Annotated in this window: 20 protein-coding genes; 4 read left to right on the forward strand and 16 right to left on the reverse strand. The window is 40.8% G+C overall.

Features of this window, described 5'->3' with window-relative positions:
* Positions 1 to 4 precede the first annotated feature (4 nt).
* From ftsY to recR, 11 genes are all read right to left on the reverse strand, one after another.
* Positions 5 to 958: a signal recognition particle-docking protein FtsY gene (gene ftsY / locus ACOV1Q_RS11600; RefSeq protein ID WP_424494562.1), complete on the reverse strand. Its 954-nt coding sequence runs from the start codon at positions 956 to 958 to the stop codon at positions 5 to 7.
* Complete coding sequence (locus tag ACOV1Q_RS11605) at positions 888 to 1,070, reverse strand: hypothetical protein (protein WP_424494689.1); 183 nt, start codon at positions 1,068 to 1,070, stop codon at positions 888 to 890. Before ACOV1Q_RS11605 ends, ftsY begins: the two co-directional genes overlap by 71 nt.
* A gap of 20 nt (positions 1,071 to 1,090) precedes the next feature.
* On the reverse strand, positions 1,091 to 1,243 hold the full coding sequence (locus tag ACOV1Q_RS11610; protein ID WP_424494563.1) for a DUF4295 domain-containing protein: 153 nt from the start codon (positions 1,241 to 1,243) through the stop codon (positions 1,091 to 1,093).
* A 6-nt stretch (positions 1,244 to 1,249) separates the two neighbouring features.
* The gene (gene rpmG / locus ACOV1Q_RS11615; protein WP_029038580.1) at positions 1,250 to 1,432 is read right to left on the reverse strand and encodes a 50S ribosomal protein L33; all 183 of its coding nucleotides are present in this window, start codon (positions 1,430 to 1,432) and stop codon (positions 1,250 to 1,252) included.
* Between the two features lie 27 nt (positions 1,433 to 1,459).
* Entirely contained in the window at positions 1,460 to 1,699 is a 240-nt protein-coding gene (gene rpmB, locus ACOV1Q_RS11620) for a 50S ribosomal protein L28 (protein ID WP_424494564.1), read from the reverse strand.
* A gap of 407 nt (positions 1,700 to 2,106) precedes the next feature.
* The gene (locus ACOV1Q_RS11625; protein WP_424494565.1) at positions 2,107 to 3,366 is read right to left on the reverse strand and encodes a competence/damage-inducible protein A; all 1,260 of its coding nucleotides are present in this window, start codon (positions 3,364 to 3,366) and stop codon (positions 2,107 to 2,109) included.
* Positions 3,366 to 3,704 (reverse strand): Hpt domain-containing protein, encoded by a 339-nt coding sequence (locus ACOV1Q_RS11630; protein WP_424494566.1) that lies wholly within the window; start codon positions 3,702 to 3,704, stop codon positions 3,366 to 3,368. The genes ACOV1Q_RS11625 and ACOV1Q_RS11630 overlap by 1 nt, the downstream gene beginning before the upstream one ends.
* A complete protein-coding gene (locus tag ACOV1Q_RS11635; RefSeq protein ID WP_424494567.1) occupies positions 3,705 to 4,319 on the reverse strand; it encodes a fumarylacetoacetate hydrolase family protein in 615 nt (204 codons plus the stop codon). It abuts the gene before it with no gap.
* 15 nt (positions 4,320 to 4,334) lie between these two features.
* Positions 4,335 to 5,114: an exonuclease domain-containing protein gene (locus tag ACOV1Q_RS11640; protein ID WP_424494568.1), complete on the reverse strand. Its 780-nt coding sequence runs from the start codon at positions 5,112 to 5,114 to the stop codon at positions 4,335 to 4,337.
* A 172-nt stretch (positions 5,115 to 5,286) separates the two neighbouring features.
* Positions 5,287 to 6,612, reverse strand: coding sequence for a dihydrolipoamide acetyltransferase family protein (locus tag ACOV1Q_RS11645; protein WP_424494569.1), 1,326 nt, complete (start codon positions 6,610 to 6,612; stop codon positions 5,287 to 5,289).
* A 250-nt stretch (positions 6,613 to 6,862) separates the two neighbouring features.
* Positions 6,863 to 7,480, reverse strand: a complete 618-nt coding sequence (gene recR, locus ACOV1Q_RS11650) for a recombination mediator RecR (RefSeq protein WP_424494570.1) — start codon at positions 7,478 to 7,480, stop codon at positions 6,863 to 6,865.
* 104 nt (positions 7,481 to 7,584) lie between these two features.
* Between recR and ACOV1Q_RS11655 the strand changes: the two genes are divergently transcribed.
* On the forward strand, positions 7,585 to 9,042 hold the full coding sequence (locus ACOV1Q_RS11655) for a sodium:solute symporter (protein ID WP_424494571.1): 1,458 nt from the start codon (positions 7,585 to 7,587) through the stop codon (positions 9,040 to 9,042).
* Here the strand turns inward: ACOV1Q_RS11655 and ACOV1Q_RS11660 are convergent.
* Entirely contained in the window at positions 9,019 to 9,384 is a 366-nt protein-coding gene (locus tag ACOV1Q_RS11660) for a CoA-binding protein (RefSeq protein ID WP_424494572.1), read from the reverse strand. The two genes, ACOV1Q_RS11655 and ACOV1Q_RS11660, sit on opposite strands and share 24 nt — an antisense overlap.
* Before the next feature lie 297 nt (positions 9,385 to 9,681).
* On the opposite strand from ACOV1Q_RS11660, the gene ACOV1Q_RS11665 reads away from it, so the two are divergent.
* Positions 9,682 to 12,045: a TonB-dependent receptor gene (locus tag ACOV1Q_RS11665; RefSeq protein WP_424494573.1), complete on the forward strand. Its 2,364-nt coding sequence runs from the start codon at positions 9,682 to 9,684 to the stop codon at positions 12,043 to 12,045.
* Positions 12,046 to 12,264: 219 nt separating this feature from the next.
* On the opposite strand, the gene ACOV1Q_RS11670 is transcribed toward ACOV1Q_RS11665, so the two are convergent.
* Complete coding sequence (locus ACOV1Q_RS11670; protein WP_424494574.1) at positions 12,265 to 13,275, reverse strand: 3-oxoacyl-ACP synthase III family protein; 1,011 nt, start codon at positions 13,273 to 13,275, stop codon at positions 12,265 to 12,267.
* A gap of 133 nt (positions 13,276 to 13,408) precedes the next feature.
* On the opposite strand from ACOV1Q_RS11670, the gene ACOV1Q_RS11675 reads away from it, so the two are divergent.
* Entirely contained in the window at positions 13,409 to 15,868 is a 2,460-nt protein-coding gene (locus ACOV1Q_RS11675; RefSeq protein ID WP_424494575.1) for an alpha/beta hydrolase family protein, read from the forward strand.
* A 153-nt stretch (positions 15,869 to 16,021) separates the two neighbouring features.
* Here the strand turns inward: ACOV1Q_RS11675 and ACOV1Q_RS11680 are convergent, their stop codons facing one another.
* From ACOV1Q_RS11680 to ACOV1Q_RS11690, 3 genes are all read right to left on the reverse strand, one after another.
* Positions 16,022 to 16,555: an EF-hand domain-containing protein gene (locus tag ACOV1Q_RS11680; protein WP_424494576.1), complete on the reverse strand. Its 534-nt coding sequence runs from the start codon at positions 16,553 to 16,555 to the stop codon at positions 16,022 to 16,024.
* A gap of 164 nt (positions 16,556 to 16,719) precedes the next feature.
* Entirely contained in the window at positions 16,720 to 18,039 is a 1,320-nt protein-coding gene (locus ACOV1Q_RS11685) for an ABC1 kinase family protein (protein ID WP_424494577.1), read from the reverse strand.
* A 72-nt stretch (positions 18,040 to 18,111) separates the two neighbouring features.
* The gene (locus ACOV1Q_RS11690; protein WP_424494578.1) at positions 18,112 to 18,783 is read right to left on the reverse strand and encodes a TetR family transcriptional regulator C-terminal domain-containing protein; all 672 of its coding nucleotides are present in this window, start codon (positions 18,781 to 18,783) and stop codon (positions 18,112 to 18,114) included.
* Positions 18,784 to 18,961: 178 nt separating this feature from the next.
* Between ACOV1Q_RS11690 and htpG the strand changes: the two genes are divergently transcribed.
* Entirely contained in the window at positions 18,962 to 20,848 is a 1,887-nt protein-coding gene (gene htpG / locus ACOV1Q_RS11695) for a molecular chaperone HtpG (RefSeq protein WP_424494579.1), read from the forward strand.
* Positions 20,849 to 20,988: the final 140 nt, after the last annotated feature.

The following is a 20,988-nucleotide window of genomic DNA, read 5'->3' on the forward strand; positions in this document are numbered from 1 at the left end:
GTTTTTATTTGAAAAAGGAATCTACGAATTCATATTTGTTGAAAACCTGGAGGTCTTCAATGCCTTCACCGACTCCTATATACTTCACCGGTACTTTGAACTGGTCGCTAATTCCTATGACAACACCACCTTTTGCAGTACCGTCAAGTTTGGTAACCGCCAGGGAAGTCACCTCGGTAGCCGCTGTAAACTGTTTCGCCTGTTCAAAAGCATTTTGGCCTGTAGAACCATCCAACACCAGTAAAACCTCGTGAGGCGCATCATCAATGACTTTCTGCATCACCCGCTTCACCTTGGAAAGCTCATTCATGAGGTTTACCTTATTGTGCAAACGGCCGGCGGTATCAATGATCACTACATCGGCATCCTGTTTTACCGCACTCTGTACGCTGTCAAAAGCCACGGAAGCAGGATCGCTCCCCATTTGTTGCTTTACGATAGGCACGTCTACCCTGTCTGCCCAAACCTGCAGCTGGTCTATAGCCGCAGCCCTGAAGGTATCGGCAGCGCCAAGCACTACTTTTTTTCCTTCTTTTTTGAACTGGTAAGCAAGCTTCCCAATGGTCGTGGTTTTTCCCACGCCATTTACGCCTACCACCATAATCACGTAAGGCTTTTTATCTGTAGGAACATAAAAATCTGTCGCTTCCCCCGTGTTAGTTTCAGCCAAAAGAGCAGCGATTTCCTCCCGAAGGATTTTGTTCAGCTCATCTGTACCCAAATAGCGGTCTTTTGCCACCCGGTCTTCAATGCGATTTATAATCTTAACGGTGGTTGTAACTCCCACATCACTCGCCACCAAAACGTTTTCCAGGTCATCAAGAACCTCATCATCTACTTTAGACTTTCCGGCAACCGCTTTTCCCAGTTCTGAAAAGAAATTCTTTTTAGATTTCTCTAATCCTTTGTCCAAAGTCTCCTTCTTCTCTTTGGAAAAAATTCTTTTGAATAAACTCATTTTCTAATGCTATTGAATTGATCACATCCTGAAGAGCACTTATGCAGCTCTTACGCGTGTAAATATACACAAAAAGAAAAAGCCGTCCCGATTTGTCATCGAGACGGCTCATATATATGCTATTGAAATAACTTATTTCTTATTCAAAAAGTCATTTACCTGTTCTGGAGCCATGATTTTTTCCTCAAAAGTATAGGCGCCGCTCTTAGGAGATTTCACCATTTTGATAGCTTTGGTTAATCTCTTTGATCCTGTCTGTAATGATGCTACTGATTTCTTTGCCATGACTTATTATTTTATTTCTTTATGAACCGTCATTTTCTTTAGGATAGGGTTGAATTTCTTCAACTCCATTCTATCTGGCGTGTTCTTTTTATTCTTAGTTGTAATATATCTTGATGTACCAGGTTTTCCAGAGGTCTTGTGCTCTGTACATTCTAAAATTACCTGAACTCTATTTCCTTTCTTTGCCATTTTACCGCGTCTTTATTGTGAGGATAATTACTTATTCAAAAATCCTTTTTCTCTTGCTTCTTTGATAACAGCAGAGATTCCTTTTTTATTGATGTTCTTGATTGCAGAAGTAGAAACTTTTAAAGTTATCCATCTATCTTCTTCAGGAATATAAAAACGTTTCTTCACCAAGTTGGCGTCAAATTTACGCTTTGTTTTGTTCATCGCGTGGGAAACATTGTTTCCTACCATCGCTTTTTTACCTGTAAGTTCACAAACTCTTGACATTGCTCTATACTTTAACTCGTTATTTCAAAACAGGCTGCAAATTAACGATTTTTTTACCTAATTGCCAACAGTCTGGATAAAATATTTTTTCCTGCAGCACATTTTTTTGTTTGCAGCGGCTGCCCTTGTGTTTTAAAGCTTTTTCTAAAGCCCCACTTCTTTAAACTTGCCTTTTTTTGAAATGTGGAAATTAATATTGTTCTTTCTTTCTTCTGAAAAAGAGCAGGTTTCCTAAAATGAGTAGAGAAAAAGAATCCCTTCGCCTGAAAAAGAGCACTTTTTTGTTTCGCTTTAGGCTGTTGGCTGTAGGCTTTACGCTGTAAGCCATAAGCTTGTCTTGTTTCTTGTTTCTTTCAGCGAAGCGGTCTTAATTTCCTGTTTATTGTTTATTGCTAATTGTTTATTGTTTACTGTTCATTGTTTGAAGTAATCTCCCGCAGGATCATCTCAAAAGCCTTGTAAACAGCATCTTTGACTACCTGGTCTCTCTGGTTTCCAAAAAGGAACTTTTTAGAAAAGACTTTTTCCGGAGTGGCGAGGCCAACATAAACCGTTCCCACTTCAGCATCACTGTCCCCCTTTGTTGGGCCTGCATTTCCGGTAGTAGAAAGAGCGTAATCTGTCTTAAACATCTCCCGTGCATTTTTTGCCATAGCTTCGGCTACCTCAGCACTTACCACACTATATTTTTCAATTATTTCTTCGGGAATCTTCAATACTTCCTTTTTTGTTTGGGTGGCATAGGAAACAATTCCACCTTTAAAGCAGGAAGAAGCCCCGGGATGCGTGGTAAATTCTGCAGCAAGCGCACCACCGGTACAACTTTCGGCTGCAGAAAGGAATTTCTTTTCCGAGGTGAGTAATTTACTTATCTGTACAGCAATCTTTTCGTCTTCTTCCTGTTCATCTGCAATAATATCTCCAAGGATATCATAAAGCTTTTCGAATTCCTGCTCTACGGCAGACTTTAATTTTTCTTCATTCTCCCCTTTCGCCGAGAGCCGCAACCTTACCGTTCCAAGGTCTGGCAGGTAAGCAAATTTTAAAAAAGCCGGCAGTTCCTCTTCCCAGTCTGCCAGTTTATTGGCAATGGCACTTTCGCCCATTCCTTTGGTAAGAATGGTTTTATGGTAGATGTAAGGACGCTTGAACTTCTCCTGCAGCTTTGGCACCACTTTTTTCTCCATGAGAGATTTCATTTCATGCGGCACGCCCGGCATGGCGACATACACTTTCCCCTCTTTCTCCATCCACAGGCCTGGGGCTGTACCAAACTCGTTGAAAAGTACATGAGCTTTGGATGGCACCATCGCCTGTTCCCTGTTAAGGTCAGACATTGGTGTATTCTTCAACCTGGAAAAAAGATCCTCAATATGATCTAGAACTTCCTGGTCAAGTACGAGTTCGTCCTCGAAATATTCACAAAATGTGTATTTCGTAACATCGTCTTTGGTGGGTCCAAGTCCGCCGGTAATGAGCACAATATCTGCTCTTTGCGAGGCTTCTTTTAAAGCGGTAAGAATGTGTTCCCGGTCATCCTGGATCGAAGTGATTTGATACACCGAAATCCCAATCTCACTCAATTCTTTCGCCATAAAAGCAGAGTTGCTGTCCACAATCTGCCCTATGAGGATCTCATCCCCAATGGTTATGATCTCTGCATTCATTACAGCTCAAAATCTTTCTTTAATTCACTCTCTGCAGCACGTACTTTATTAGAAATAATTCCTGCTGCTTCCTCCACTTCTGCCTTAGCTGTTCCAGATTTTGACCATTCTTCAATGACCTTGATCTGCGGCATTAACTCCAGTCCAAACATTTGAAGGTTGGGTTTCATTTTATGCGCATACTGGTAAGCCATCCCGGCATTGTCTGCCGCCACAGCCTCATTCATAGCCTCCAGGTCTGGCGGGATTTCTTCTATAAATGTTTGTACCACGACTTTAAGAAAGTCCTGGTCACCGCCAGCCATTTCTTCTACGCTTTCTAAGTTGTAAGTGCTCATCTACTTTACGTGTATTGAAAAAATTTCTTTGTCTTCTATAAATCCGGTAAGTTGATCGTCAATTGCGACAGCACCAACCCCCGCGGGCGTTCCCGTAAAAATGATATCGCCAATTTTCAATGTGAAAAAAGTTGAAATATAAGCGATCAATTCATCAATCTTCCACAACATGTGTGAAGTATTCCCTTCCTGCACTTTCTCACCGTTCCTTTCCAGTGAAAAAGGAATATTATTAACATCCTGAAAAATGTCTTTCTTAAGCCATTTTTCGCCAATGACTGCCGCCCCGTCAAAAGATTTTGCTTTTTCCCAGGGCAATCCTTTTTCCTTTAATTTCTTCTGAAGGTCACGCGCCGTAAAATCTATCCCCAGCCCAATCTCTTCATAATATTTGTGCGCGAACTTTGGCTGAATGTGCTTTCCAACCCGATTGATTCGCACCAGCAATTCTACTTCATAATGCACATCTTCGGAAAATGGCGGAATAAAAAACGGCTGTTTCTTAAGTAAAACTGAAGTATCTGGCTTTAGAAATATTACCGGATCTTCAGGTTTTTCATTCTCCAGTTCGGCTATATGCTCGGTGTAATTTCTGCCTATACAAATGATCTTCATAGTCCCGAAGAGTTGTTATTTGAGTTTTGTATTTAGCTTTCTAAGTTTGATTGCCGTAAGCACCTTTTTGGTGTACAGCGGAAAATCTGAATTCTGAATCCAGCCAAAATAGCCGGGCTCCTGCTCCAGGATCTCCTCCACACATTTACCTTTATGCTTTCCGAAGGAGAAGATCTCGCGACCACTTTTATCAAAAGAGATAAAACCTGCAAAATCTGCACAATTTTTTCGCGCACTGAATTCAGCTAAGAATTTGGTATCATTCTGAAGATCCTCAGAGTAGCGGTCCAATTGAGATTTTAAAACCTCATAGGTGGCCATCGTATCAGCTTCGGCGCCATGAGCCCCTTCGAGTTCTTTTCCGCAGTAGAATTTATAGGCTGCAGAAAGCGTTCTCTGTTCCATTTTATGAAAGATGGTCTGCACATCTACTGCCAGCATATTCTTCATATCAAAATCAACATCGGCCCTCAGCATTTCTTCTGCCAGTAATGGAATATCAAAACGGTTGGAATTATAACCCGCAAGATCACAACCTTTGATCATGTCATAAATTACCGATGACAATTGCTTAAAAGTAGGTTCATTGGCCACTTTTTCATTGGATATCCCGTGAATGGCTATCACTTCTTTGGGAATATTCATTTCGGGATTTACCAGCCAGGTCTTACTTTCCCTGTTACCGTTTGGAAAAACTTTTAAAATAGAAATTTCCACGATCCTGTCCTTTGCCACATTGGTCCCGGTGGTTTCGAGATCAAAAAAACAGATAGGTTTCTTGAGGTTTAACTCCATGAATTCTTAATCATTTTTTGTAAAGATAGCATAATTTATGAGCTTCAGGTGCTCCACAATTTTGGGTCTTTATTTGGTATTTTGCTTCGGTCCTACAGTAAAAAATCAAAGCCATAAATCCCCTTTTTGAAGATCTATGGCTTGAAACGTTTTACTTAAACGCCGCTGTTATTTACAGGTCCCTGTCTTTGTCAAAACTTTCAAGGTATTGCGCCACTCTTTGCACAAATTGTCCTCCTAAAGCGCCGTTCACCACGCGGTGATCGTAACTATGAGAAAGTATCATTTTATAGCGGATCCCAATGAAATCACCATCAGGTGTTTCGATCACTGCCGGCACTTTTCTAATAGCACCAAGGGCAAGAATCGCTACCTGCGGCTGATTGATAATTGGGGTTCCCATGATACTTCCAAAAGTACCCACATTGGTTACCGTATAGGTTCCGCCCTGTATATCATCGGGCTTCAGCTTGTTGGCACGCGCTCTTGAAGCGAGATCGTTCACTGCTTTTGCCATCCCCACAAGGTTTAATTGATCGGCGTTTTTGATCACCGGGACAATAAGGTTGCCATCGGGTAAAGCGGCCGCCATTCCAAGGTTTATATTTTTTCTTTTAATGATCTTTTCACCATCAAATGAAATATTGATGAGTGGGAAATCTTTAATGGCCTTGGCAACAGCTTCCATAAAGATAGGTGTAAAAGTTAATTTTTCACCCTCCCGCTTCGCAAAAGCATCTTTGTGTTTCTTTCTCCAGTTCCAGATGTTGGTAACATCTACTTCAATAAAAGACTGTACGTGCGGTGAAGTTTGAACGCTTTCTACCATGTGATGGGCGATCATTTTCCCCATCCTGCTCATCTCAATGATCTCATCTTCCCCGCCAACACTAATAGTTTTCGGCGCTTTTGACGCAGCCTGAGGCTGAGACGGCTGAACTGATTTTTGCGGTGCAGCCTGCTGCTTATCGGCCTGTGGCTGAGAAGTCCTGTTCTCAAGGTAGTCTAAAATGTCATTTTTGGTCACTCTTCCATCCTTGCCGCTTCCTTCTATTTTTTCAAGTTCATCAAAAGAAACTCCTTCTTCTTTCGCAATATTCTTTACCAGCGGAGAATAGAACCTGCTGCTATCTGAAAAATCCTGGCTGGAAATTTCTTTTGCTTCAGTCACTCTTTTCTCTGCTTCCTCTACCGCTTCCTGCACTTCTTCTGAAGGAATTTCTTCGTCTAAAGCAGTTTCACGGGGCGCTTCATCACCTTCAGTTTCAATAATAGCAATAGTTTGGCCTACCTGTACTACATCATCTGCCTCAAAAAGCTTTTCCACCAAAACACCATCCACTTCACTGGGCACTTCACTGTCTACCTTATCTGTAGCGATCTCCAGTACCGGCTCGTCCGCTTCAATGGTTTCTCCAACTTCCTTTAACCAGTTTGTAATGGTTGCTTCCGCAACACTTTCCCCCATTTTGGGTAATTTAAGTTCAAATTTTGCCATATTCTTATCTAGAAGGTCTTATATTATGTCTTGACTGCGAATTTACTAAAAATTCGGCTCTTTGAGTAAAAAATGTTCATTGCGCACTTTCAGCGGTGCTTTTCTATTTTGCTCCAGTTGTTTTTCCGAAGCTTCGTAAAATTACAATTTCACCGCTTCAATCTAAAAGTATTAGCAATTTTTTTGGAACCGCGCCTCTCCAAAATTCCTGTCGAAAAGCACATTTTTAGAACTTCTGCAAAATTAAAGATCAGTTTTTTAGTGAATTCTCAAAAGGAATCCTGTTGGTGATACTTCTCCCCAGGGTCACCTCATCTGCATACTCAAGCTCATCACCTACTGCAATTCCGCGGGCAATTGTGCTGGTTTTTATACCCGTTCCTTCAAGCTGCTTAAAAATATAGAAATTTGTGGTATCTCCTTCCAAAGTACTACTCAGTGCAAAGATAATTTCTTGAATTTCGCCGGCTTTCGCTTTTTCCACCAGCGCCCTTATAGTAAGCTGCGAAGGTCCAATTCCATCCATCGGACTGATTTTTCCGCCTAACACGTGATACAAACCTCTGTACTGGCTCGTATTTTCAATGGCCATCACATCGCGAATGTCCTCCACCACGCATACAATTTCACTTTGCCGGTTAGGATTGGCACAGATCTCACATAATTCGGTATCGCTTATGTTATGGCAATTTTTACAGAATTTCACTTCGGTCTTGAGATCTACCAAAGATTGGGACAAAGCCACCGTCTGCGACTCTGGCTGCTTCAAAAGATGCAACACCAGGCGTAAAGCTGTTCGCTTTCCAATTCCGGGGAGCTGAGACATTTCATTCACCGCCTGTTCCAATAATTTTGACGAAAAATCCATGCTGCAAAAGTACAATTATTCAAGAGAGAAGTTTCAACAAATTTTATAGTTTAGCAGACACTAATCCGAAGCAACCAATTGCTCCGACTTCAATTCAATCCTGAATGGAACCTTTAACGATCCTGCTCCTTATAGCCGCTTATTTTGGTGTACTACTTCTCATTTCCTACTTCACCGGTAAGAATGCCAGTAACGAAACTTTTTTCAAGGCCAATAAAGAATCGCCATGGTACATCGTAGCTTTTGGAATGGTGGGAGCCTCTCTTTCCGGAGTTACATTTATTTCCGTACCGGGCTGGGTAAGAGATTCGCAGTTCAGTTATATGCAGGTGGTTCTGGGATATCTTGCAGGTTATCTTGTGATCACCTTCATTCTGCTCCCCATCTATTACAGGCTTAACGTGACCTCCATCTATCAATACCTGCAGCAGCGCTTTGGAAATGTAAGTTATCGTACGGGAGCTTTCTTTTTCTTTATTTCCCGGGTTTTGGGAGCTTCTTTCCGGCTTTTCCTGGTGGCAACTGTGCTTCAGTACTTCGTATTTGACGCCTGGAATGTACCGTTCTTTGTAACCGTTACTCTTTCCATATTATTAATTTGGCTCTACACGGCTCGAGCCGGAATTAAAACCATTGTCTGGACAGATACGCTTCAAACCCTTTTCATGCTAGGCTCTGTAGCTGTGGCAATTTATTTTGTTTCCGAAGAACTAAACTGGGAATTTGCAGATCTCTTTACTGCTCCCAGACTGGAGCCTTACACAAAAACTTTCTTTTTCGACAGTGTCCTTGACAGAAATTACTTCTGGAAAGCCTTTTTTGGAGGGATGTTCATCACCATTTGTATGACAGGCCTTGACCAGGACATGATGCAGAAAAACCTCACCTGTAAGAACCTGAAGGACGCGCAAAAGAACATGCTCTCTTATAGCTTTGTTTTCATCCCTGTCAACCTGCTATTCCTCTTCCTTGGAGCTTTACTTTTTATTTACGCCGGAGAAAACAATATTGCAGTTCCCATTATGGATGGAAGTGCAAAGACCGATCTACTCTTCCCGGAAATTGCCCTTAGCGGAAGTATGGGAATGGCACTGCCGGTAATTTTTATCCTGGGGCTTATTGCCGCCGCCTATTCCAGTGCAGACAGTGCCCTCACCTCCCTCACCACCAGCTTTTGTGTTGATTTCCTCAATATCGAAAAAAGGGAATTGGCAAACCAGAAGAACCTGCGCCAGCGGGTTCACGTGGGCGTAAGCGTGCTTTTGATCGCTGTAATTATTGCTTTTAAATACCTGCTCGACAGCAACGTAATTGACCTGCTGCTCACAGCTGCAACTTACACTTACGGACCATTGTTAGGACTATTCGCCTTCGGAATTTTCACAAAGATGCAAATCAAGGATCGCTGGGTGTGGCTGGTTGCCATTCTTTCGGTCATCATCACCTTTACCATTGGAAATTTACCTCCGGAATTTTTAGGAGGTTATGTGTTTAATTATGAACTCCTTATTCTTAACGGAGCTTTTACTTTCCTGGGATTAATATTGATTCGTAGAAAGTAGAACGAGGGTACACGCCACCTCTACTTCAATATTCTCACGTTGTAAAAGCCGGTAAAATTCTGGGTTTTCGGTGCCGGGATTGAAAATAACCCTTTCGGGAGAAAGTGAGATGATGTAATCATAATATTGCTCCTGCCGGGGCGGCCCCAGGTATAAGGTTACCGTATCTACATCCTCGAACTGTTGAGGACCTTTATGTATTGGTACCCCGGCCACATTTCCTTCGCGAAGTCCTACTGCCACCACAGGTTGCTTATGAGAAACCAGCCGGTTTATTGCAATGTTTGAATATCTGGAGGGATTCTCTGAGGCTCCAAGTACCAAAGTTTTTTTCTTCTTCATTTTTCTTTTTTCTATAAGTGTAACAAAACTAAAAATTGATGGTCATTAAAATAAGAAATATTTCCCGCATTGTGGCTTTTTACGTTCATTGATGGTTAGTGTCTAAAAGGTCATAATGCCGGCCCACATGAAAAATGTGGGCCTTTTTTATAGAATTTTTTGAGGTTTCCCTGTAACAATGGCGATTCTGTTCCGTCTTTATAGCATAAGACCTTTTTAATATGGAAAGCTTTTGCATTTGAGTTATGTATTACAAGGTATTATGCAATAAAAAGCGAGCATCAAATCAATCAAAAAATGAAACAGTTAATTTTAATCTTTTTATTTGCCGCAGGGCCTCTCCTGGCGTCAAATGCAGTAAAACCATCAGATTTGGGTTCCATTACGGGAACTGTAATGGACAAAGAATTTCAGGAGCCAATCCCTTATGCCACGATTTCCATAAAAACTCCGGAAGGAGATCTGGTATCAGGAACCGTGAGCACGATAGATGGGACTTTTACTCTTGATAAACTTAGAGACGGAACTTACCTCTTTGAAGTGCAGTTTATGGGTTATAAGCGGTTCTCGAAAGAAGTGGAAATCTCTAACAGTAACAACAAAATAAACATTGGAACAGTTTTCCTGGAGGCTGAAGTGGCCCAGCTGGATAGTGTGGAAGTGGTTGCAGAACGATCTACGATCGAACAGCGTATTGACCGAAAAGTCATTAATGTTGGAAAAGATCTCACCACGATGGGTGCTACTGCCAGTGACATTATGAACAATGTTCCTTCTGTGAGTGTAGACCAGGATGGAAATATTGCATTACGCGGAAATTCAAATGTAAGGGTACTTCTTGACGGCCAGCCTACTAACATGGATGCTGCAACGCTATTAAAGCAGATCCCTTCTACTTCCATCAAACAAATAGAACTTATTACCAATCCTTCGGCCAAATATAATCCTGAAGGAATGAGCGGTATCATTAATATCATATTACATAAAAATACCAATCTTGGTTTCAACGGAGATTTTAGTGGCGGACTCACTTTTGGCCGCGAGCTAAGTGGAAACTCGAACCTCAACCTTAACTATCGAGAGGGCAAAATGAACCTGTACGCAAGCCTGGGAGCCAACCGGCGCCGAAATGTTTTTAAAGGCGAAATTTTCAACCATGAACTCAATTCTGGTGAGTATATTGATATGCTGGGAGGAAATGAAAGTTACCTTGCAAAAATCGGGTTGGATTATTATATCAATGACCGCAATACCCTCTCCTTTTTCACCCGACAGAATTTGTTTTATGAGCATGCAGATGGAAGTCTGAGCATCCGCTATCCGAAACAGGAATCGCTTGATTTCACTCAGTTTGCAGATACAGAAGAAGAAAATCTGTCTTCTACCTATAATGTTGTGTACCGCCACAGCTTTTCAGAAGAAGATGATCATACTCTTGAGCTGGAAGTAGATCACAATCGTTACAGCAATGATGAAATTACCAACTTCACCTATACAGGTGCAACAAACGCTCAACCTTATGCAGATGACGTGGATAAAACCCGAAGCCAGACCATTGCAAACCTGGATTACGTACTCCCGCTTTCTAAAGGTTCAAAACTTGAACTGGGTGCTGAAAGCCGTATTTTACGAAGTGAAAACAGTTATTTATCCACCAATGCAGCACTGGAAGATGTGTTGTATGACTATGACCGTGACATCCATTCCTTTTACACCACCTTTGGACAAAATTTTGACAAATGGGCTTACCAACTAGGCGCCAGGCTCGAAAAATTTAATGTAGAAGCCCTTCAGGAAGGAAGTGAAAATTATGAAGATGATTACCTCACGCTCTATCCTTCTGCTTTTCTTTCGTACACTCCCGGAGAAAACAACAGCTTTCAGCTGAGTTACAGCCGCCGCGTGGATCGTCCTTCCTTTAATCAGGTGAATCCTGTACGCCAAATTTCCACTCCCAGGCTATCTGTTATTGGAAATCCTGAACTGGAGCCGCAGTTTACAAATTCCGTTGAACTAAACTACACCCGTAAACTCGGAAAAAATTCTATTACTGCAGGAATCTTCCACAGAATGATCAATGACAATATTACGCAGGTCATGGAACAGGACCCTTTAAATTCAGAAAGAATTATTCTCAGTTTTGACAATGCGGGAACAAGTACTTCTTCGGGAGTAGAAATTTCTGCGAATGTAAAACCTGCGAGCTTCTGGGATTTTAATGCAAATTTTAATTTATACAGTCAGGTGCTGGAGGGTTATATAGGCACTACCTATGTTGAAGAAGATAACGAAACCTATCGCATCCAGACGAACCACACATTCAAGCTGACCAAAAACCTGAGATTTCAGCTCTTCGGAATGTATGTAAGTCCGCAAAAAACATTGCAGTTTGACATTGAAGAATTCTATTTCATGAACACAGGGGTGAGATATTCATTCCTGAAGGACAAAGCATCTTTAAGCCTAAACTTTAACGATGTCTTCAATACAAACGAGCAGCATATCACTACAGATCGTCCTGTAAGGCAAACAGCCTACTTCAACCCCGATTCGCAGCAAGTAAATATAGCTTTCACCTACCGCTTTGGGGGAGGAAAGAACAAAGCCCTTCAAAGAAAACAACGTGATGACAATACTGCCGGTGGTGGCGGAATGTTTTAACACTTTGTTTGTTTAGCCAGAAAAACCGCGACGAGAACCGTTGCGGGTTTTCATTTTATATCTGAAAGTAAAAAAGGTTTCAAAAATGACATTTTGAAACCTTTTTTATATAAACCTATAGATCCCGGAAATTTAAAAACAAGATCAGGTTAATGTAATATTATTTTTTAGCCGTCAGAAAATCTGTTTGTAATGATCCCTGCAAAATGGCATTTTTGACTACCATTTTAGTACCGCACTTGCCCAGGTAAATCCGCTACCAAATGCTGCAAGCACCACCGTGTTGCCTTCCTTAATTTTTCCTTCTTCCCAGGCTTCGGTCAAGGCAATAGGAATAGATGCAGCCGTGGTATTTCCATATTTCTGGATATTGTTGTACACCTGGTCATCCTCAAGTTTGAACTTCTGCTGAATAAACTGCGAAATCCTGAGGTTTGCCTGGTGCGGAATCAACATATCAATATCTTTTACTTCCAGCCCGTTTGCCTGCAGTCCTTCCATAATGACTTCAGAAAATCGAACCACTGCATTTTTGAACACGAACTGCCCGTTCATATAAGGATAATACGGAATGTCATCTCCCTGTGGGTTTTCTTCAATGATTTCGGGCACCCAGTGCATGGTACTTGGTCCTTTTAATGATAGTTCCAGCGCATGTTTCCCTTCAGAATGAAGATGTGTGGAAAGAATACCCTGCCCGTTATGATCGCTGCGTGTAAGGACGGCAGCACCAGCACCGTCTCCAAATATTACTGACACTCCGCGGCCACGGGTCGTAAAATCGAGTCCGCCACTATGATTTTCACTTCCAATCACCAGCACGTTTTTGTACATTCCGGTTTTGATGAATTGATCGGCTACAGAGAGTGCATAGATAAAGCCACTACACTGATTTCTAACATCAAGTGCGGGACAGGTATGAATGTCCAGCATTTCCTGCACCTGCACCCCACCACCGGGAAAATAGTAATCTGGGCTAAGAGTTGCAAAAACAATTAATTCAATATCATCTTTAGAAATACCAGATCTTTCCAGCGCAATTTTTGCCGCTTTTGTTCCCATGACAGCCGTAGAATTGCCGTCCCCTTTTTTGATATGTCTTCTTTCCTTAATACCTGTTCGCTCCTGTATCCAGGCATCATTCGTATCCATGACTTTAGACAGATCATTATTCGTAACTATATTTTCGGGAACATAACTTCCAAGCCCGGCTATTTTTGTTTGGTACATTTTATTATATTTAAGCTCTTTATTCTACTTTCTCAATTTAATAAATTAATAAAAAATTGATGCGCAATATAAGAAAGATTAACACTCTTTAATTTTTTTAATTCTGGAATTCATTAATCACTAAAATTCACATATGAAAAACACTTTTTGGATCTTACTCTTGGTTTCTATGATAACCAATAGTTATGCACAGGAAAACCTTACGTACCAGAAACCACCCGGGGAAATATTGGAATTAGTTGATGTTCCCCTGGCTCCTTCCACATTGATTGATGATAAGGGAGAAATGATGGTCTTTCTGTACCGCGACCAGTTTAAATCTATCGCTGAATTAAGCGAAGAAGAAATGCGTCTTGGCGGACTTCGTATTAACCCCGTAACCAACATTAGCAGCCGCGCGACCTATTACAACAATCTCCAAATGAAGATGATTGGAGATAAAGAAGCCACGCAGATAAAAGGTCTGCCTGCCACACCACGCTTAACTAATTTCAACTGGTCTCCAGATGAATCTAAGATGGCTTTTACTCACACTACAGAAAAAGGCGTGGAACTATGGGTGGTAGATTTTAAAACTGCACAGGCGCGAAAACTTACAGATGCTACTTTAAATGCCAATATGGGAAATCCTACCAACTGGTTCAAAGATAATTCGGCTTTACTGGTCAATATGCTGCCGGCTGACCGCAAGGAGCTCATAGATGAAGAAACTGCAATCCCTTCAGGCCCCACAGTATCTGTAAGTGATGGTAAAGAAGCCCAGAACAGAACTTACCAGGATCTATTAAAAGACCCAAATGATGAGTATAATTTTGAGCAACTCGCAAGATCTGAGATTGTAAAGGTCAATCTTGACGGTACCACCCAAAAATGGATGGAAGCTAAAATGTACAGTGATATCTCCTTTTCGCCAGATGGAAAATACGTGATGGTAGAAAGCATCAAAAAGCCTTTTTCTTACCTGGTTCCTTATTACAGGTTTCCTTCAGAAAGCGTTATTTATACTGCCGGCGGTGAGCGCGTAGCCATGGTGAACGATGTTCCGCTTACTGAAGATCTTCCAAAGGGATTTATGGCAGAGCGTGAAGGAAAACGCAGCATGAACTGGAGGGACGATGCTCCTGCCACACTGGTCTATGCAGTAGCACTGGACGGTGGCGACCCTGAAAATGAAGCAGAATACCGAGATGAGATTTTTTTACTTGACGCACCATTTAAGGGGGAAGGAAGATCTATCCTTAAAACAAAAGATCGATATTCCGGGATTACATGGGGAGACGAAAATACTGCCATTGCCCGAGATTACTGGTGGAACAACCGTAACACAAGAACCTATGTCTTCAACCCCTCAAATCCGGATGAAGAGCCTAAAGTCATCTTTGACCGAAATTACCAGGACAGGTATAGCGATCCCGGAAACTTCGTTACCACTAAAAACAAATATGGAGAAAATGTACTACAGTTAGACGGCGATACCGCTTACCTGCTTGGTGCAGGATTTACGGAAGAAGGACAGTATCCTTTTGCTGATAAAATAGATTTGGAAAGCGGCGATACCGAACGACTTTACCAGTCTAAGTACAATAATAAAAAAGAAACTCTTGTAGAAGCTTTGGATATGGAAGAAGGGGAACTCCTGGTGCGCATCGAATCTTCGGCAGAATATCCTAATTATTACATAAGAGATATTGACAACGACGAAGATCTTAATCAAATTACCTCTTTTGAAAATCCATTTAAAAGCCTGGAAGGTGTTTCTAAAGAAATAATCACATACGAGCGTGAAGACGGTTTGGAATTAAATGCCACCCTCTATCTTCCGGAAGGATATGATAAAGAAAATCCTGAAAAGCTACCTATGATCGTTTGGGCATATCCAAGGGAATACAAGGACAAGAGTTCTGCTTCACAGAATACTTCCAACGCAAATGACTTTACCTATCCTTATTATGGCTCTCCAGTATACTGGGTAACCAGAGGTTATGTAGTGCTGGATGACGCTTCATTTCCTATCGTTGGAGAAGGTGAAGAAGAACCTAATGATTCCTTTAGAAAACAATTGGTAGCCAATGGGAAAGCAGCCATAGATGCTGTTGATGAATTAGGTTATGTGGACCGCGATCGTGTTGCTGTTGGCGGACACAGTTACGGCGCTTTTATGGTAGCAAACCTCTTATCTCACTCAGATGATTTTGCCGCAGGAATTGCACGCAGTGGTGCTTACAATCGTACTCTCACCCCCTTTGGTTTTCAAAGTGAAGAGCGAAGCTATTGGGAAGCACCTGAAGTTTACTACAACATGTCTCCTTTCATGCATGCCGATAAAATGAAATCACCTTTGCTATTGATCCACGGGGAAGCAGATAACAACTCCGGAACCTACCCTATGCAAAGCGAACGCTACTTCAACGCGCTTAAAGGTTTGGGAGCTACTGCCCGCCTGGTTATGCTACCTAAGGAAAGTCACGGTTACAGCGCAAAAGAATCTGTTTTACATGTACTATGGGAACAAGACCAATGGCTTGAACAGTATGTTAAGAACAAAGAAACGGAAGGCACGGTGGAAAAATCGGGCACCGAGCTGAAGAACTAGGAAAAACATATTATTAAGAAAGCCCGCAAATTGCGGGCTTTCTTATGCTTGAACCATTAATCGAATCTCTGCTAGTTATTATTATGTAGTACTTTGGATTAAACTCATCCTGATACAAATGAACGGCAGGGTTTCAAAAAATGATATTATTTCTTAATATTCTGCATCAAGATAATAAGAACCAAATTTATTGTATTCGTCTTCATCTATCCTGTCATCCCGATTTTCGTCCATACTATTAAATACACCTTCGTTCATTTCATCGGAATTGATATAAGAATCTCCATCAGCATCAAATTCATTATAAAGATCTGTATCTCTCATTCCTGAATAATACTCATCCCTGGAAACTTCATTATTAGCGTCGGTATCAAAATCATCATAACCGCTGCTGCTCAAATAAGGAGAATAAATATCATTATATCCGCGTCCCCACTCATCGGCATCCAAAGAATCGTCTCTATTGGTATCCAGCCTGTCATAATTGTTGTCATAGAATTCCCGGTCATCAACTACACCATCCTGGTTTCGATCCCAGTTGTCATAATTATTGGAGAAGGTATCATTGAATTCATTCTTGTCCATTGCACCATCCATATTTGTATCAAAATCATCATAAGCCTGGGAAAACGCCAAAGATGTGATCATCAAAAATAGCATTGCAAGACTCCTTTTTAAAGTTTTCATAGTTTTATTTTTTTTTGGTTATACAATCTTTTATGGATTTACAGCATTTTATTCTTTATTAGATCCATAAACACCATCAAATATAAAACTTCAAATACCTCATTTAAAGCATTTTAATGTTATTAACAGCACGCGATCGCAAATTGGGATTTTAATAACACAACCTATTCTGAAAAGCTTTTAAAATCCTTATAATTGTTAATCTCTACTTTTGAATTCAGGGAATTGAGTAGTGTGTAAAGCCCCATAAAGCTTCGACTTATATAGATAAAATGCTCGCTCCCGCGGTTCACATTCATTTTTCTAAGATCGCGATCCCTGCTGTATTTTTCGCTCAGTTCTGAAATGGAAGCTAGAAATGCATCATCACCAAAATCAAAATACTTTGAATTGAGGGGTGCCGAAAATAAACTCAGCATTTGATAATATAATTCTGAAAAATAAGCAACCTCACCTTCAGAGTCCTTCTTCTTTAAAATTTCCAGTTCATAAAGTTTGCTTCGGAAGAAATCCTCATCTTCAAAATTTTCCTTTTTAGTAAGCTCAAAATAAGGAATGTAGAAATCTTGAGGCAGCCTTTTTATGCAACCAAAATCAAGAGCGATTAATTCATTTTCTTCATTGACCAGGAAATTTCCAGGGTGCGGATCTGCATGCACCGCTTTTAGCACATGCATCTGGTACATATAAAAATCCCATAAAGTTTGTCCTATTTTATTAGCTTTCTCCTGATCCTGATTCTGCTTTGCAAACTCGCTGAGGTGTTTGCCTTGCATCCAATCCATCGTAATGATCTTTTCACTAGACAGCTCCTCGTAATATTTGGGAAATCTAAGATTTGGAAGTTGCGCGCAGGCTTCGGAAATTTCTTTGCTTTGCTGTACTTCGAGTCTATAATCTGTCTCTTCCAGCAACTTCCCTTCAACTTCCTTAAAAAATTTTTCAGAATCTTTCCCCTGAAGGTTGAACATTTTAAGGGCTATGGGCTTAACCATCGCAAGATCTGAGCTAATGCTCTCTGCAACTCCCGGATACTGGATTTTTATAGCCAGGTCTTTCCCGTCTTTCGTCGCCCTGTGCACCTGTCCTATACTCGCCGCATTTACAGATTCTGCTGAAAAAGTATCGTACAGCTCCTCAGGAAACTTGCCATGGTATTTTTTAAAAGTTTTTCGTACCAGCGGCCCCGAAAGTGGCGGTACACTAAACTGTGCCAGGCTAAATTTTTCAACGTAGGCACCGGGAAGCAGGCTTTTCTCCATACTTAACATTTGAGCCACCTTAAGGGCACTTCCTTTTAGGCTTTTGAGTCCGTTGTAGATATCTTCCGCATTATCCTGGTCCAGTTCTTCCCGGGTAAGTTCAGAATTCAATGCTTTTTTACTGTAATATTTGAGGTAATTCCCACCTACTTTAAAACCCGTTTGCACCATTTTACCGGTACGCCCAATCTTACCTGTGGGGATTTTATCTATTGTTTTCATGAGAAGTTTTTAAATTAATATCCCGCAGCGAACGATGTAGGGGGCGTCCTGCTGCGGGAATTGAACGGTGGCTTACGCCATTTTCTCTTTCCAAAGAAATTTCCCGAGATCGAGAACCCGTTCTAATGGGGAATTATCAAGAAGATCAAAGGCCGTGTTTACCGATTTTTCTATAGCAACATCTGTCCTTTCAAAACGTGGCGAATTATCATCTCTCCAAAATTTGATCAAAAACAAGAGCTGTACCCAGGCAGCTTCGGAAAATATCATTTCCGAATTCTTTAAAAATTTTGCCGACTTCTCCTCATTATCTTCACGAATCAATTGGGAAGCATAAGATTTCATCTTCTTCCGAAGTACTTTTAATTGCTCCAGGTTTCGTAAAGGCTGGTTTTCTTCTTGGAGTGTAAAAAGAACATAACTCCTGTTCGCTGTAAGCACTTCAAAAAAGGTAAAATAGAAGGTAAGTAGCTTTTCGCGGGTATGGAAGGAATTATAATCGGGGCTTTTTTGAATTACTTCTAAGCTGTGATCAAAAAACCGAGACCAAATGCCTTTTTTCAATCCTTCAAAGCTTCCGAAGAAATTATAAAATTCCTCCTCGCTTATTTTATTGTCCTTACAAAATTTATAGATCGTGTTTGGCGCAGCATCATGCTCCAGCACATATTCCATGTACAGGCTAATAAGTTTCTCCTTATCTAAATTTGCACTTTCTCCTGCTTTTTGCTTTACTGTGGCCATATTTTATTTATTTACTAGAAATAGTTGATTAAAATATCATTTTTGACATTTCACGATTAGACGTAAAATTTTTTATTCCCTTACAAAATTATGTCAGTTTGTCAGCGGGGCAGACTTGGTATTTTTTTTGACCTGTGGAGTGTACAGAATAAAAAATTAATTTAAACACATACATCATATGGCAACCGGAAACATTAATGTATCTGTAGAGAATATTTTTCCTCTTATAAAAAAGTTTCTTTACAGTGATCACGAAATTTTTCTTCGTGAACTTATTTCTAACGCGACCGACGCAACTTTAAAATTAAAGCACCTCACCAGTATTGGCGAAGCTTCTGTAGAATATGGAAATCCTGTTATTGAAGTAAAAATCGATAAAGAAGGAAAGAAACTTCACATTAGCGACCAGGGAATTGGGATGACCAAAGAAGAGGTTGAAAAATATATCAACCAGGTGGCATTTTCGGGTGCCGAGGAATTCCTTGAAAAGTACAAAGATTCAGCTAAGGACAGCGGGATCATTGGGCATTTTGGACTTGGGTTTTATTCTGCCTTTATGGTGGCCAACAAAGTAGAGATCATCACAAAATCTTTCAAAGATGAACCGGCAGCACACTGGATTTGTGAAGGTACTACCGAGTTTACCCTGGAAGAAGCCGATAAGCAGGAGAGAGGTACAGAAGTGATTCTTCACATCAATGAAGATGACAAAGAATTCTTGGAGGAAGGCCGTATTAGAGAACTTTTGACCAAGTACAACAAGTTCATGCCCGTTCCAATCAAATTCGGAACAAGAGAAGAAGAATTACCACTTCCAGAAGATGCGCCTGAAGATGCCGAACCAGAGAAAAAGACGGTTGATAACATCATAAACAACCCAAATCCTGCATGGACAAAGCAGCCAACAGATCTTGAGGAACAGGATTACAAAGACTTCTACAGGGAACTTTACCCTATGCAGTTTGAGGAACCATTATTCCATATACATCTCAACGTAGATTATCCTTTCAATCTTACGGGAATTCTTTACTTCCCAAAGATGACGCAGGATATGAACATCCAGAAGGATAAGATCCAGCTTTATCAAAACCAGGTTTTCGTGACCGATAATGTAGAAGGAATCGTTCCTGAATTCCTTACCATGCTACGCGGAGTCATTGATTCTCCCGATATTCCGCTGAACGTTTCAAGATCATACCTTCAGGCCGATGGTGCGGTAAAAAAGATATCCAGCTACATCACGCGTAAAGTTGCAGATAAGCTAAGCACATTGTTCAACAATAATCGCGAGGATTTTGAAAAGAAATGGAATGACATCAAGATCGTTATTGAATACGGAATGCTTTCTGAAGACAAATTCTTTGACAAAGCCCAAAAGTTTGCCCTTTATCCAACTGTAGATAAAGAATATTACACGTATGAAGAGCTTGAAGAAAAGATCAAGGAAAACCAGACAGATAAAGATGGCAACCTGGTAATGCTTTACGCTTCTAATGAAGATGAGCAGCACAGTTACATACAGGCAGCGAAAGATAAAGGTTATAAAGTGCTTCTTTTGGATTCACCAATTGTCTCTCACCTGCTTCAGAAACTGGAGACTTCCAAAGAGAAACTTTCTTTTGTTCGGGTAGATTCAGATCATGTGAACAACCTCATCAAGAAAGAAGACGAGGAAATTTCAAAACTTAGCGATGAAGAAAAAGAGAAACTGAAAGCTGATTTTGAAAAAGTTGTTCCGAAGGAAAAATATACCGTACAACTTGAAGCTATGGACAGCGATGCCGCGCCATTGATCATCACTCAGCCGGAATTTATGCGCAGAATGAAAGAAATGCAGCAAACCGGAGGCGGCGGAATGTTTGGAATGGGTAACATGCCCGAAATGTATAATCTGGTAGTAAATACCAATCATGCGCTGATTTCAGAAATTCTAAATACCAAAACCGAAAAGAAACAGGAACGTTTAATTAAGCAGTCCCTGGATCTTGCAAGGCTTTCTCAAAATCTTCTGAAAGGAGAAGAGTTAACCGCCTTTATTAAGCGAAGCTTTGAAATGGTAAAATAATAATAAGTTTCCATTGTTTAATTAGAAAACCGCTTCACTACATTATTGTGAAGCGGTTTTTTTATCTAAGAAAGTTCTTCTTAAACCTCATTTTTGGAACTCCGGCAAGTAATTTTCAGGAAAAGCTAATTATTCATTAG

This window comes from Salinimicrobium maris (assembly GCF_049680855.1).
In the GTDB taxonomy this organism is placed as follows: domain Bacteria; phylum Bacteroidota; class Bacteroidia; order Flavobacteriales; family Flavobacteriaceae; genus Salinimicrobium.